This is a genomic window from Duganella sp. GW821-FHT01E12, from assembly GCF_059422325.1.
Genome location: NZ_JBWKWR010000003.1, coordinates 127,714 through 141,866 on the forward strand (window position 1 = coordinate 127,714; position 14,153 = coordinate 141,866).

General features: G+C 64.5%; 9 protein-coding genes. 3 read left to right on the forward strand and 6 right to left on the reverse strand.

Annotated elements, in window-relative coordinates:
* Positions 1-139: 139 nt before the first annotated feature.
* Together AC07WS_RS10575 and AC07WS_RS10580 are read left to right on the forward strand one after the other, a co-directional pair.
* A complete protein-coding gene (locus AC07WS_RS10575; RefSeq protein ID WP_494729016.1) occupies positions 140-2,398 on the forward strand; it encodes a glycoside hydrolase family 3 C-terminal domain-containing protein in 2,259 nt (752 codons plus the stop codon).
* A 134-nt stretch (positions 2,399-2,532) separates the two neighbouring features.
* On the forward strand, positions 2,533-3,051 hold the full coding sequence (locus AC07WS_RS10580; RefSeq protein WP_494729017.1) for a GNAT family N-acetyltransferase: 519 nt from the start codon (positions 2,533-2,535) through the stop codon (positions 3,049-3,051).
* Positions 3,052-3,211: 160 nt separating this feature from the next.
* Here AC07WS_RS10580 and AC07WS_RS10585 read toward each other — a convergent pair whose 3' ends face one another.
* The 3 genes from AC07WS_RS10585 to AC07WS_RS10595 form a co-directional block, all read right to left on the reverse strand.
* Positions 3,212-4,885 (reverse strand): sodium:solute symporter family transporter, encoded by a 1,674-nt coding sequence (locus AC07WS_RS10585; protein WP_494729018.1) that lies wholly within the window; start codon positions 4,883-4,885, stop codon positions 3,212-3,214.
* Between the two features lie 171 nt (positions 4,886-5,056).
* Positions 5,057-7,384 carry a glycoside hydrolase family 31 protein gene (locus AC07WS_RS10590; protein WP_494729019.1) on the reverse strand — a complete coding sequence of 776 codons (2,328 nt, stop codon included), beginning with the start codon at positions 7,382-7,384 and terminating at the stop codon, positions 5,057-5,059.
* Positions 7,385-7,629: 245 nt separating this feature from the next.
* Positions 7,630-10,326 (reverse strand): TonB-dependent receptor, encoded by a 2,697-nt coding sequence (locus tag AC07WS_RS10595; RefSeq protein WP_494729020.1) that lies wholly within the window; start codon positions 10,324-10,326, stop codon positions 7,630-7,632.
* Positions 10,327-10,540: 214 nt separating this feature from the next.
* On the opposite strand from AC07WS_RS10595, the gene AC07WS_RS10600 reads away from it, so the two are divergent.
* On the forward strand, positions 10,541-11,281 hold the full coding sequence (locus AC07WS_RS10600) for a hypothetical protein (protein ID WP_494729021.1): 741 nt from the start codon (positions 10,541-10,543) through the stop codon (positions 11,279-11,281).
* A gap of 28 nt (positions 11,282-11,309) precedes the next feature.
* On the opposite strand, the gene AC07WS_RS10605 is transcribed toward AC07WS_RS10600, so the two are convergent.
* From AC07WS_RS10605 to AC07WS_RS10615, 3 genes are read right to left on the reverse strand one after another with little or no spacing between them, the layout of a single operon-like run.
* On the reverse strand, positions 11,310-12,155 hold the full coding sequence (locus AC07WS_RS10605; RefSeq protein ID WP_494729022.1) for an SDR family oxidoreductase: 846 nt from the start codon (positions 12,153-12,155) through the stop codon (positions 11,310-11,312).
* Positions 12,156-12,209: 54 nt separating this feature from the next.
* A complete protein-coding gene (locus tag AC07WS_RS10610; RefSeq protein WP_494729023.1) occupies positions 12,210-12,782 on the reverse strand; it encodes a TetR/AcrR family transcriptional regulator in 573 nt (190 codons plus the stop codon).
* 30 nt (positions 12,783-12,812) lie between these two features.
* Positions 12,813-14,150 (reverse strand): MFS transporter, encoded by a 1,338-nt coding sequence (locus tag AC07WS_RS10615; RefSeq protein ID WP_494729024.1) that lies wholly within the window; start codon positions 14,148-14,150, stop codon positions 12,813-12,815.
* Positions 14,151-14,153 lie beyond the last annotated feature (3 nt).

Below are 14,153 nucleotides of genomic sequence, written 5' to 3' on the forward strand. Positions count from 1 at the left end.
TTCCCCCCCCCCCCCCCCCCCCCCCCCCCCCCCGCCGCTGCGGAATATCGTTCCGGAGATTCGTCATTTTCATAATTGCCCGGCCTGCGCCCCGCAGGCACAATCGCCGGCAAACCGTTAAGAAAGTGATGGAGACCCAATGAAATTGAAGACAAAAATCAGCCTGCTGTCGGCTGCCGTGGCGCTGTGCTGCGGTAGTGTCGGCGCGCAGACCGGCGCGGCCGGGGAGCTTGCGGCACCGGCGGCCACGCCGTGGACGAATGCCCAGCTCGGCGCGGAGGAGCGCGCCCGCCTGGCGGTCGCGGCGATGACCTTGGACGAGAAGCTCAAGCTGGTCTACGGCTACCTCGGCGCCGACATGGAATCGAAGAAAACCACGCGGCCGGCGCCGTCGCACAAGCAATCGGCCGGCTTCATCTACGGCGTGCCGCGCCTGGGCATCCCGCATCTGTGGGAAACCGACGCGGGCGTGGGCGTGGCCAGCCAGGCCGGCCCGGATGCGCGGCCCGGCACGGCGCTGCCGTCGGGCCTGAACACGGCCGCCACCTGGGACCTGAACACCGCCTACGCGGGCGGCGCCATGATAGGCGCGGAGGCGCGCGCCTACGGCTTCAACGTGCTGCTGGCCGGCGGCGTCAACCTGATGCGCGAGCCGCGCAACGGCCGCAACTTCGAATATGCCGGCGAGGATCCTCTGCTGGCCGGCAAAATCGTCGGCCAGCAGATCAAGGGCATCCAGTCGAACCGCATCGTGTCCACGCTCAAGCACTACGCGCTGAACGACCAGGAAACCAACCGCACCACGCTCAACGTCAAGATCGACGACCGTTCGGCCCGCATGTCGGACCTGCTGGCCTTGCAGATCGCGAACGAGGAGGGCAATCCGGGCGCGGTCATGTGCTCGTACAACCGCGTCAACGGCGTGTATGCGTGCGAGAGCAGCTATCTGCTGAACGAGGTGCTGAAAAAGGACTGGGGCTTCAAGGGCTGGGTGATGTCGGACTGGGGCGCGGCGCACAGCACGGTGCCGGCCGCCAACGCCGGGCTGGACCAGCAATCGGGCATGCCGTTCGACCTGGCCGACTACTTCGGCCCGCCGCTGAAGGAGGCCGTGCTGAACGGCTGGGTGCCGCAGTCGCGCCTGGACGACATGGTGCGCCGCATCCTGCACGCGATGTTTGCGCACGGCGTGGTGGACCATCCGGTGGCGCCGGCGCCGCAATCGATCGACTTCGGCGCGCACGCGGCCGTGTCGCGCAAGGATGCGCAGGAGGGCATGGTGCTGCTGAAGAACAGCGCCGGCGCCTTGCCGCTGAGCCGCTCGGCCAAAAAGATCGCGGTGATCGGCGGCTATGCCGACCGCGGCGTGCTGGCCGGCGGCGGTTCGTCGCTAGTGTATCCGGCCGGCGGCAACGCGGCGCCGGAGCTGATGCCTAAGACCTGGCCGGGCCCGGTGATGGTGTATCCGTCGTCGCCGTTGAAGGCCATACAGGCGCGGTTGCCGTCGGCAAGCGTGGCCTACAACGACGGCAGCGACCGCGCCGCCGCCGCCAAGCTGGCGCGCGAGAGCGACGTGGTGCTGGTGTTCGCCACGCAGTGGACGGGCGAGGGCTTCGACATGCCCAACCTGTCGCTGCCGGACAAGCAGGACGAGCTGATCGCGACCGTGGCCGCGGCCAACGCCAACACCGTCGTGGTGCTGGAAACCGGCGGCCCGGTGACCATGCCGTGGCTGCCGAAGGTGTCGGCCGTGCTGGAAGCGTGGTATCCCGGCAGCAGCGGCGGCGAGGCGATTGCCGGCGTGTTGTTCGGCGAGGTCAATCCGTCGGGCCGTTTGCCGGCCACATTCCCGGCGTCGGAATCACAGTTGCCGCGTCCCGCGCTGGACGGCTTCCCGGAGGTGGCCGACCGCCGCTTCGACGTCAACTACAGCGAAGGCGCCGCGGTCGGCTACAAGTGGTTCGACCTGAAGGGGCTCACGCCGCTGTTCCCGTTCGGCCATGGCTTGTCCTACACCGAGTTCGCCTTCTCGGACCTGGCCGCCAGCGTCAAGGGCGGCGTCGTGCGCGCCTCGTTCACGGTGAAGAACACCGGCAAGGTCGCGGGCAAGCAAGTGGCGCAGGTCTATGTCTCGCCGCTGACGGCCCGCTGGGAAGCGCCGAAGCGTCTGGCCGGCTTCCAGAAGGTCGAGGTGCAAGCGGGCGCCGGCGTGCAGGCCTCCGTGACCGTCGATCCGCGCTTGCTGGCAATGTACGATTCGGCATCGAAGACCTGGAAGGTCGCCAAGGGCGACTACAAGCTGACCCTGGCGGCCAGCGCGGCCGATAGCAAGGCTCTCAGCACGGTGGTGCATCTGGAGGCCGCCGTCTACGATGTGAACGGCAAGCCGACCCGCTAAAACGCTGGGCGACAAAGGAGGGCGGGCGCTGCAAATGCAGCGCCCGCCCTTTTTATTTGTACAAGCTCGGACCAGACATGGACTGCCAGATGAGTTAGAGTTCTGATAAGCCCACATTAAAGGATACATTACCGATGAATCACGTGTTCACCGCTTCCGTTCCTCTCCTTCAGACAGAACGACTTATGCTTCGCGAATATCGGCGCGCCGACTTCGACTTATTTGCAGACCATTTGGGGCATCCGGAAAGTTCAGCTCACTTGGGTTCATCCGACCGTCAGGCGGCTTGGCGAATCTTCACTTCACATGCTGGATTATGGCTCGTCCACGGAGCTGGCTGGTGGGCTATAGAGGATAAGCAGACTGGCCAGCTCGTAGGCAGTGTGGGAGCTTTTTTTCGCGAACAATCAACTGTGATGGAGATGGGATGGAATACTTATCGAGCATTCTGGGGGAAGGGAATTGCGAATGAGGCGGCTTCGGCGGTCTTGAATTATGTGTTCGAGGTTCGAGGCGAACTGAAAGTCAGGGCTCTTGTCAGTTCCGGCAATGAATCATCGCGCCGCGTCGCCGAGCGCTTGGGCATGACCTACGAAATGGAGACTGAGTTGAACGGTAAGGTAATCGGTAGTTACATGCGTGAGCGCACGTGAATCGGTTACTGTCGGTTGTGGCGATTCACTGCTGCGCTATTGCCCCATTTTTGAATCGATAGTTCCATAAAGCCTCCTTATGTGGATACATCGTAGATTCGAGCATTAGGCCTTATCAAGCTCAATGTCTATACAATGTATCCACAAAGTCGACTCGTCGTTACCACCAGAGGCTGTAGATCGTCGTCAGTGCGATGCCGATAACCGCCGAACCCAGCGCGAAGGCGCCATCGACGCGGAACAGCGAGGTGTCGATGTGCATGTGCTTGACGTTGTCGCGCCTGGCGTCTGCCATCTTGCTCATTACGACCATGCCGGCGATGACCACCCAGAACACGATGAACATGCGGTCGAGGAAGGGAATCTCGAACACGCCGCTGCCGTTGTCCTTGGAGAAGCCGATCGGCGCCAGGAAGGACAGGTCCATCATCGTCGGCAGGAATTTCAACAGGATGGAGCCGGCCAAGCCGCCCAGGGTGGCGAACATGGCCGCGCCGGACGTGGTCTTTTTCCAGAAGAAGCCCATCAGGAACATGGCCAGGATGCCGGGCGAAACAAAGCCGGTGTATTCCTGGATGTACTGGAAGCCGCCTTTCTTGTCGATGCCCAACATCGGCGCGATCAGCACGGCCAGCGCCATCGCCACCACCACGCTCACGCGGCCGATCCACACCATGCGCTGCTCGGTGGCTTCCTTGTTGAAGGCTTTCTTGTAGATGTCGAGCGTGAAGATGGTGGCGATGCTGTTGGCCTTGCCCGCCAGCGAAGCGACCACGGCGGCGGTCAGCGCGGCGAAGGCGATGCCCTTCAAACCCGATGGCAGCAAGCCCAGCAGGATAGGGTAGGCGCGGTCGGGATTGACTTCACCGCCGACCTTCATGGCGTCACCCAGCGCGCCGGACTTGTCCAGCGCATAGGCGGCGATACCAGGCAGCACCACGATGACCGGCATCAGCAGCTTGAGGAAGGCCGCGAACAGCAGGCCCTTGCGTGCGGTCGGCAGGTCGGCGCCCAGCGCGCGCTGGGTGATGTACTGGTTGCAGCCCCAGTAGTTCAGGTTGACGATCCACATGCCGCCCAGCAGCACCGACAGGCCCGGCAGGTCCATATAGTTCGGATTGTCGCGCTTGAGCACCATGTCGAAGTGGCCGCGGGCGTGGTTGTACAGCTCGGAGAAGCCTTGCAGTGCGCCGTGCTTGTTGCCCAGCGCGGCGACCATGTCGAGCGCCAGCCAGGTCGTGACCAGGCCGCCGACCACCAGGCAGGTGACCTGCACCACGTCGGTGTAGCCGATCACCTTCATGCCGCCCAAGGTGATGATGGCGGCGAACACGGCCAGGAACAGCATGCAGGGCAGCAGGGCGATGCCGGACAGGCTGCTGATCGCCAGCGCGCCCAGGTACAGGATGGAGGTCAGGTTGACCACCACGTACAGGCCCAGCCAGAACAGCGCCATGGTGGTGGCGACCGCCTTGCCGTAGCGCTGTTCGAGGAACTGCGGCATGGTGTAGATGCGGTTCTTCAGGTAGACCGGCATGAAGAACACGGCCACGATCACCAACGTGGCGGCGGCCATCAGCTCGTAGACCGCGATGGCCATGCCGATGCGGAAGCCGGAGCCGCTCATGCCGATGAACTGCTCGGCCGAGATGTTGGAGGCGATCAGCGAGGCGCCGATGGCCCACCAGGTCAGCGACCCTTCGGCCAGGAAGTAGTCATGCGAGGCGAGGCCGGAGCCGGCCTGCTTGCGCCGGTAGACCCAGATGCCATAGCCGGCCACAAGTACGAAATAAACAAGAAAGACGGTGACGTCCAGGGTGGAAAAAGTGCTCATGCGATACTCGCGATAAAAAGATTGTCTCCGGATTGACGGCCTTGCTGCGGCCGTGCCCTTTTTTTGATGAATCTGCCAATGGATGATCTTAGGCGATTTCCACCTATAATTTCCAATACCACTTTTGCATGCAGCTATACTGTTTGGGTGGGGGCAGCATCGGTTTGGTGCTTATTTTCCTGCAAGTTTGACCAGTCCCGGCGCCTTGCGGGCCAGTTCGCCGTCGCCGCTGGCGCTCAGGCGGCCGGCGGCGTCGTTCCAGTGCAGCCGGGTCAGTGTGCCCTTGCCCTTTTCGTAGTCGTAGGACACGCCGTCGTCGTCGTACAGCGCGAACTCGCCGTCCTTGCCGGGATAGACGCGGATTTCGGCCACCGCTTGGCGGGTGGCGGTCGACTGTATCTCCACGCCCAGCGGCACGATGGCGCCGGCCCGCACGAACACGGGGATCTGGTCGATCGGCGCCGCCACCTTGACCCAGCGGCCGCCCGCCAGCTTTTCGTTGGTCCAGAAGTTGTACCAGTCGCTGCCGGCCGGCAGGTAGACGTCCTTCTGCGTCTGGCCCTGCTCGGTCACGGGCGCGACCAGGAACGCCGGCCCGAACATGTATTGCGTGCCGATGTCGGCCACCTGCGGGTCGTTCGGGAAGTCCATCCACAAGGGCCGCATGAAGGGCGCGCCGCTGTCGTAGGTGGCCTTGGCCTGGCTGTAGAGATAGGGCAGCAGCTGGTAGCGCAGGCGGTCGTAGCGGGCCAGGATGGCTTCGGCCTGGCTGCCGAATTCCCACAGTTCCGTGTGCTTGCGGTCGCCGTGCACGCGCAAGGTCGGCAGGAAGGTGCCGTACTGGAACCAGCGCGTGAACAGTTCCGGATAGTCGTGGTTCTGGCCGACGGTGTCGGCGGCGCCGGCCGGATCGAGCAGCGGCGCCTTGGTGGCCTTGGTGGACTGCGGCAGCCACTGCCAGCCGCCAATGTCGTTGCCCCAGTAGGCGATGCCGGAGGCGGTCATGTTCAGGCCGGTCGGGATCTGGCGCGTCAGCGCTTCCCACGAGGGGTGGATGTCGGACGACCAGAACAGAGCGCCGGTGCGCTGCGAGCCGAGGTAGGCGGCGCGCGACAGGATCAGCGCGCGCTTGTTCGGCTTCCACGCACGCATGTTCGCGGCAAAGCCTTCGACGTGCAGCAGCGGGTAGACGTTGTGGTAGCGGTCGCCGGAGCCGATCGCATAGAAGTAGCCGTCCGGTACCAGGTCGGGTTCGGTCTCATCCAGCCATGGGTAGTCGAAGCCATGCGACAGTACGTTGTCGCGTGCATGCTCCCAGTACCATTTGCTGGCCGCCGGGTTGGTCGAGTCGATCAGCGCGCCGGTGCGGTCGGAGCGCGACGGCAGGCCATCGACGGTCTTGCCGTCCTTGTCCTTGAGGAAGTAGCCCTTGGTATCGAGCTCGTTGAAGTAGCGGCCCGAGCTCTCGAAGCGCGGCCAGAACGAAATGATGGACTGCATGCCCAGCGCGTGCAGCTCCTTGTTCATGGCGTCCGGGTCGGGGAACTGCGCCGGGTCGATGTCCAGCTGGCCCATGCGGGTCCAGTAGAACCAGTCCACCACCATGATGTCGAGCGGGTACTTCTTCTGGCGGTAGGTGTTGGCCACGCGCAGCACTTCCTGCTGGCTCTCGTAGCGCGCCTTGGACTGGATCAGGCCGAAGGCGGCCTTGGGCGGGATCGGCGTCCGGCCGGTCACGCGCGCATAGCCGGAATACAGTTCTTCCGGCGTGGCGCCGGTGATGACGAAGAAGCTGACGCGCTCGCCCACGCTGGACTGGAACGTCGTGCGGCCATTGATGCCGCCGATGAAGCGCGTCGCGGACGGGTTGTCCCAGACGATGCCGTAGCCCTTGGACGACACCATGAACGGCACGCACACCGTCTCGCCAGCCGGCGCGTCGTACCAGTGCTTGCAGTCGATGACGCGGCCGCGCAGGTCCAGCGGGCCCATCGATTCCTGGTTCTGGCCCATGCCGTAGTAGTGCTCGTCCGCCGGCGCGCTGAACGAGGCGCTGGCTTGGTAGGTCTTCTCGGTGTTGACGGTCTGCGGCGCCAGGTCCCAGCCGGTCATGTCGAGCACCACTTCGCCTTTGGCGTTTTTCACCTGCAGCGCGACGGGGGCGAGTGTCGAGGCAAAATACTTTTCGCTCATGCTCGGCACGTGGGGCGCGGGCGCCGGCGCCACATGCAGGCTCAGTGCGGGCGAGCTGAAGGTGTCGCCATCCTTGCCGCCGCTGTGGCGGAAGGCGGCGTTGTCGATGCCGCTGGCCAGGATGCCGTAGCCGGCGCCTTTGAGCGTCTCGGCCTTGTCGGCGGCCAGCGTGATGCGGACCACGTTCGGTCCATAGGCCTCGACCGAGACCCAGGCGCCGTTGCGGTCGAGCGTGGCGATAGGCGCGGCCTGGGCCGTCGCAGCAGCCGAGGCCAGGAACAGCAAGGCCAGTATCGGTGATCGCATGGTGTTGTTCTCCTTAGATATTCTTTTGATGCCCGCATTTTGGGCGCTCAATGATTGCAGAGTCAGCCAGGGACCGCAATTACGAAAATCACCGAGGCGGTGAATGATTTCACAGCCGGGGAGGCTGCGCGGCGCGTGCGACGCAACGCCGGAACGGAAGGGGTTTTTGATGGGGGACGCGGATCGCCGGCGCGCGTGGCGCGGCGCCGATCCGGTGGAACTGCCTGCTACATCAGCGTGCTACATCAGAAGGTGTAACGGGCGTTCACGTAGACATAACGGCCGACGACATCGTTCAGGGACTGCACGCGCTCGTTCACGTTAGGCGTGTTGGCATACACCAGGGCCTTGTCGAACACGTTGTTGACGCCGACGTTCACGGTCAGCTTGGGGCTGGCCTTCACGCTGTAGTTCAGATCCCATACGGTGTACGAAGGGATGCGCGCGTTGGTGACGGCCGGGTCCTGGACGTGTGTAGGATCGTCGATGTTGAGCGTGTCGGCGGCGGTGCGTGCCGTCAGCGTCGCCAAGTGGATGCCGTACTCGTACGAGGTGCTGAAGGAATTGGCCCAGCGTGGGTGATAGACGCTGTCCAGGCGGCTGACCGGCGCATCGTTCGGCGTGATGCTCTGGTCGAACTTCAGCGTGCGGTTGAGCGTCTCGTTGAAGCGCAGCTTGCCGTACGCGCCCAGCAGCAGGTCGTATTTCAGGTCCAGGTCGAAACCGGAAATCTTGGTCTTGCCGACGTTGCTGTAGGGCGTGGTGATGTTGTTGATACGACCCTTGTTCAAGCCTGGATGTTTCTTTTCCAGTTCCAGATTGCGCGGGTCGCGGCCGACCAGCGCGGCGTAGCCGGGAATGCTGTCTTCGTGGTCCAGCACGTATTGCGCGTCCAGCGCTTGAATCGTGTCGCGCTGATCGATGCCGTACCAGTCGAGCGACATCACCAGTTCCTTCGTCGGCTGCAGTACGATGCCGGCCGAATAGTTCTTGGCCTTTTCAGGCTTCAGATCCGGATTGCCTTTCAGGTACTGGCGCGGGCCGTAGGAGCACTGTGCGCCCACGTAGCCCAGCGGGCCGCAGCGGGCCCAGTCGGCCACGGTGGCGTAGGCGGTGGTGGTGGCGCCGATTTCCGGCAGGGTAGGCGCCTTGAACGAAGTGGTGGCCGAACCACGGACCAGGATCTTCTCGGTCGGACGCCACGCCAGCGCCAGCTTGGGGTTGTAGGAGTTGCCGAAGTCGCTGTAATGGTCGGCGCGTGCGGCAACTTGCGCTTCCAGGTTGGCCATCAGCGGTACCGCCAGTTCGCCGTAGACCGAGTACAGATTGCGCGACGCCACGCTGCCGGTGGTGCCATAGTCGACGATGTTGCCCGCCAGCGTTTGCGAATCCGGGATATCGTCGATCGATTCATGGCTGGCCTGTGCGCCCCATGCGAAGCCGACCGGACGGTCCTGCAGCTTGAACAGTTCAGGCGTGCTCATCTTCCATTCGGCCGTGCCCAGACGCGAGGTGGCGGCGTGATGGATGGTGTGCATCATCGACTGCACCAGGCTGAGCGAATTGGCCGGATTGAACGGGTTGTAACCGCCGGTGCCCATGATGCCTTTGCCCAGCAGGTTGTTCGATACATCCTTCAGCACGCCGTTGGTGGTGTCGTCATCCAGCTTGCTCTGGTTCAGGTTGACGGCGAATTCGCTGTCCCAGCCGTGTACCTGGCCGCGCCAGCCGGCGACCACGCGCGCGGTGGTGTTGGTGATGGTCTGGACGCTGTGGCCCACTTCGGTAATGTCGTGGAACACCTGCAGGCGGTCGCCCGGCGTGAAACCGTTGGTGGAGTCGGTCGGGCCGGGCAGACCCAGCACGCCGGGATTGGTGGTGCCGTCGGTCGGCGCCAGGAACTGGCTGCTGAAGCGCGGATAGCCCTGTTGGTAGGTCGATTTGTTGCGATTCAAACCCAGCTCGGCAAACAACTCGTCGCCGCCGCCCAGGCGCTTGGTGACGATGGTCGAGACGCCGATGCGGGAAATGGAGGGCGTCAGTATGCTGTCGGGGTTGGTAAAGCAGACCTGGTCGCCGGTGTCGGCGATGCCGACCGATCCCTGGCAGCCTGGAATGGCGTAGCCCGGTTCGCCGTTGTCGTAGTCGCGCACCCAGCCCTGGAACGCGGTGGTTGGACGTTTGTCGGTGCCGCCGTATTTGCGGTAGTCGGGCACGGCCACTGCCGAGTGCTTGCTGCTGCGCAGGGAGTTGCGTTTGAGCGCGTCGAGCGACATCAGGACGTTGTAGCCGTCCTGGTCGATGTCGCCCCAGCCCTTGGTCGCGCTGATGTTGCCGGTCGAGCCGTCGCCCTTGACGTTGGCGCCCAGCTTGCCCGCCACTTCCAGGCCCTGGTAGTTGTTGCGGGTCTTGAAGTTGATTACGCCGGCCACCGCATCCGAACCGTAGATGGCGGAGGCGCCGTCGCGCAGGATCTCGACCGATTCCAGTGCCGCCAGCGGCAGGGTGTTCAGGTCGACGAAGCTGTTTTCCGCGCCGTCGGCAAAGCCGTAGTTGGCCAGGCGGCGGCCATTGAGCAGGATCAGGGTGTATTTGGGGTCGAGGCCGCGCAGTCCGACGGAGGCGGCGCCGCCGGCGAAGGAGCTCTTGCTGTTGCCGTCAAGCTGAACGCCGATCGATGGCAGCTTGCTGAGCAGCTCGACCACGGTGGTGGCGCCGCTGCGGTCGATCTGGGCGCGGCTGACGATGGCCACTGGGGTTGCACCTTCGCCGGCGATGCGGGCGATGTTGGAACCGGTGACGATGACCTTGGTCGGCTCAGCGTTGTTGTTGCCGCTGGTCGCGATTTGCGCATGCGCGGTGCTCGCCAACAGCGTGGCACCGGCCAACGCGCTCAACGCGAGGCGGACGGAAAGGACTACTTGCTTTTCTTCTAACTTCATTTGTATGCTCTCTCATTTGTAAAGGCGGTCGTTATTGACGGCTCAGCCCCGGCAACTGGTTCTCAGTTGCAAGGAAACATTAGTTTCACATAGAGGGGGCAATTTTGCCAAAAGAAAAACAATGTTATTTTGGTTAACTGTTTACTAAATCTCTTTTTTGCCACAAAACAGGCGCCGCGAGCGTGCGCCGACTATTCAAGACAGGAAACTTCGAATGACACAGTACGGCACTCCTGCCATTTTCCTGGGCCTTGCAAGCTCCTTGCTGCTGCTCGCGTGTACGCCGGGCACACCGCAGGTCGCCGCGGAAGATATCCGGATCGCGAACCTGGAGCCGCTGGCCAGCGGCGCCAACCGGGAACAAGACAAGGTGCGGCCGGTCAAACCCAATGAGGCGGACTATGTTTCCGAGCCGGTGGCGCAGTCCATGTTGGCCCAACTCAGGCAATGGCCGAAGACCGGGACGGAGCTTGCCGAAGCGCTGAACTATTGTTCCGGCCGCATAGCGTCGATGCAGCTCGGCGCCAAGTCCGCATGCCAGGACGCCAACGGCCCGGACGCCGAGTCCGCATGCTTCAAGCAGCATGGCTACGGCAGGAAGTCGGTGGGGCAGGCGCTGACGGCCGGGCGCCTCGACCTGAACGGCGATGGCGTGAAGGACTACATCATCTCCGACCGCTATTATTGCCAGAGCTTGTCGGCCAACCAGTCCTCCGTGTTTTTTGTGATGCTGTCGGAACCGAAAGGGGGCTTCAAGCTGTCCTTTGCGGACTGGGCTTCCTACGGCCTGTACGCGGTGGATGCCAAGGCCGGCGGCAAGACGGTGCTGGTCGAGCAGGCCTCGAAGATCGACGGCAGAACCACGCGCATCCTGAACCTGGTCGATACGAAGTACGTGCAAAAGAGCTGCGTTTTCCAGGACGACCACGGCTACAGCACATGCCCACAGCAGTAGGCATGCGAGAGCCGTGTCGTCAGCGCCGTTACGGCTGGGCGGGCGCCAGGCCGAAGGTTTGCTGCATCAGGTCCAGATAGCCGGCATCGTCCAGGTTCGCGCGCGCGGCCAGCAAGGCCTCGGCGTCGGTGCCGGACAGGTAGCGCACCTGGCGGCTGCCGTCGGTCGCGGCGGTCAGGATGGTTTCGGCCACCTGCTCGGGCGTGGAATGGCCGCCGCGCCGCGCGCCCCAGGCCGCGACCGCCCTGGCCACGCTGTCCGCGTACGGATGCTGGTCGTTGTCGAAGGTGACGGCCAGCGAACGGCCGGCGAAGTCGGTGGCGACGCCGCCCGGCGCCACGTATTTGGCGCGGACGCCGAACTGCGCCAGCTCATGGTTGAGCCCTTCGGTGTAGCCGACCACGGCATACTTGGTCGCGTGATAAATCGAATTGAACGGCAGCGTGGTCAGGCCGCCGATCGATGCCACGTTGATGATGACGCCGTCGCCTTGCGCGCGCAGGGCCGGCAGCACGGCGCGCACCAGGTTGAAGACGCCGAAGACGTTGGTGTCGAACTGGCGTTCGATGACCGCGTCGCTGGCCGTCTCGAACGGGCCGAACAGGCCGAAGCCGGCGTTGTTGACCAGCACGTCGATGCGGCCGAAGCGCGCCAGCGTCGCATCGACCGCCGCCGCGGCCGATTGCTGGTCGGTGACGTCGAGCGCGTGGACCATGACATTGGGCAGCGTGGCCAGTTCGCCGGCGTTGCCGGTGTCGCGCATCGTGGCCGCCACTTGCCAGCCGGCGCGGGCGAAGCGCAGTGCGGTGGCGCGGCCGATGCCGCTGGAGCAGCCGGTGATCAGAACGGTTTTGCTTGGGGCAGGGCTTTGCATCGTATTTCTCCTTGAGCGAATAAATATTCGGTTAAAGTTCAAAAAAAACGGACCTCAGGCCCGTATGGCATCCCAGCAGAGCTGGAAGCCATGTGCGCGCGTGTGCTCGTCGTTGGCCATGCGGCCGCTGGCGACCAGCATCGCGGTTTCCTTCGCCAGGCCCATAATTGTTGCCGCCAGCAAGACCACCGGGACCGGCTTCAGCTGCTCGCTGCGCTGGCCGCCCGCGAGCAGTTCGTAAAATGGCGCCGACAGGTTCTGGCTCAGCGCCCGGCTTGGCTCGGTGATGAAATCCGAGTGGAAGTACTGTTCCAGGAAAGCCACCTGGTCGCTGTTTTCAATGCGGTTGTCGACCAGGTTGGCCCAGATCTGCCGTATCCTGGCCTTCAGCGAGGCGCCCGGATCGTCGTTGCGGCCGTAGCGCAGGAAGGTCGCGGTCTTGGCTTTTTGATACACGTCGTCCAGCAACTCCTCGCGCGACGGGTAGTAGACGTAGAGCGTGCTGGTGCCCACGCCGGCTTCGCGCGCGATGTCCGCCAGGGTGATGGCCGCAAGCCCGCGCCGCGCCGCGAGCCGGTACACGGCGGCGGCGATGGCTTCGATCTTCTTGGCATCCTTTGGTTTCATGGATGCGATTATACTCGAATTTAAATTCGCTTATTTTTCTTCTTTCGATGGCAAGCGCAGCAGCAGCGTCAGCGCGACGAGGAACACGCCGGCATCCGCCATCAGGAAGCGCACCCAGCCGATATGGGCGATCCAGGCCGGCATCAGCATCAGCGTGATGGTGGCGAACAGGCGGCCCAGTCCGTACAGGAGCGCGTAGTCGGTGGCGGCGCGGCGTTGGTCGGCCCAGCCCAGGATCAGGCTGGCCAGCACCACATACAGCGCGGCGGCGATGGCGCTGGTGCCGATCGCCGCCGCGATGGCCAGGTCGTGCAGCCCGCGCCAATACGCGGCGGCCAGCAGCAAGGTCGCGCAGACGCCGAACCCGGCCGCCCACCAGGCCACCACACGCAGCGCCCAGCGCCGGCACAGCCAGGGCGTGAGCAGGCAGGCCATGGCGTTCGCCAGCGGCGTGATGGTGCCCAGCAGCCACGCGATGCGCCTCAGCGGCACGCCCATGTCCGTCAACAGCAGGCGATTGAAACTGAACAGTGCCAGCAGGCTGCAGGTGGCCAGCGTCACGCGCAGCAGCCGCTGCCGCAGGACGCGGTCGCGCAAGGCGGCGCGCAAGCTGGAGGCGGCGGCCACGCTGGCGACACCGGCCGTACCGGCTGCACCGACGACGCCGATTCCACCGGCCGCTCGGGACGGACGGGCCACCCCGGTCACGCCGGCCTGCCGAGGTGCCGTTCGGCCGGCGGGCTCGCGCGCCGACAGGCCGCGCACCGGCACGCAGGCCAGCGCCAGGATCGCGGCGATGCACAGCAGGCTGCCTTGCCATTGCAGGCGCGCGTACTCGCCGACGATGACGCCGCCGCCCACGAAGACGCCGACGGAGATGCCGCCCATCTTGGCCGCCGCCGCGCGCGCCCGGTGTGCGGGGGTGACGTGCTCGACGCAGAAGGCGTCGACCGCCAAATCGGTGGTGGCCACGGCCGCCGTGGCGATGCAGGCCAGGATCAGCGTCGGCCACCAGGACGTGCCGGCGGTGGGCATGGGCATGCCGGCCATGGCGACGATGGCCAACAGCGCCAGCGTTTGCATGCTCAGCATCCAGCCGCTGCGATGCCGCAGCCACGGCCAGCGCAGGCGGTCCACCCACGGCGCCCACAGGAAGGCCAGGCCGAAGGGAATCAGGACCAGGAACAGTCCGCGCATGTCGCTCAGGGAGAGCCCCTGGCTGCGCAGGACCGGCCCCAGGCCCTGCACGAAGCCCATGATGGCGCCCAGCGCCAAATAGATCACGACGATCGCGCCGAGAATGGGCCAGGTACTGACCGGACGCGCGGGCGGCGCCTTGACGGCGTTGTCTGTAATGATGCCAAGCATGGC

Bases quoted from the DNA above. Each gene is read 5' to 3' on its own strand.
- AC07WS_RS10575 (WP_494729016.1), top strand. From the start codon at position 140: ATGAAATTGAAGACAAAAATCAGCCTGCTGTCGGCTGCCGTGGCGCTG.
- AC07WS_RS10580 (WP_494729017.1), top strand. From the start codon at position 2,533: ATGAATCACGTGTTCACCGCTTCCGTTCCTCTCCTTCAGACAGAACGA.
- AC07WS_RS10585 (WP_494729018.1), bottom strand. From the start codon at position 4,885: ATGAGCACTTTTTCCACCCTGGACGTCACCGTCTTTCTTGTTTATTTC.
- AC07WS_RS10590 (WP_494729019.1), bottom strand. From the start codon at position 7,384: ATGCGATCACCGATACTGGCCTTGCTGTTCCTGGCCTCGGCTGCTGCG.
- AC07WS_RS10595 (WP_494729020.1), bottom strand. From the start codon at position 10,326: ATGAAGTTAGAAGAAAAGCAAGTAGTCCTTTCCGTCCGCCTCGCGTTG.
- AC07WS_RS10600 (WP_494729021.1), top strand. From the start codon at position 10,541: ATGACACAGTACGGCACTCCTGCCATTTTCCTGGGCCTTGCAAGCTCC.
- AC07WS_RS10605 (WP_494729022.1), bottom strand. From the start codon at position 12,155: ATGCAAAGCCCTGCCCCAAGCAAAACCGTTCTGATCACCGGCTGCTCC.
- AC07WS_RS10610 (WP_494729023.1), bottom strand. From the start codon at position 12,782: ATGAAACCAAAGGATGCCAAGAAGATCGAAGCCATCGCCGCCGCCGTG.
- AC07WS_RS10615 (WP_494729024.1), bottom strand. From the start codon at position 14,150: ATGCTTGGCATCATTACAGACAACGCCGTCAAGGCGCCGCCCGCGCGT.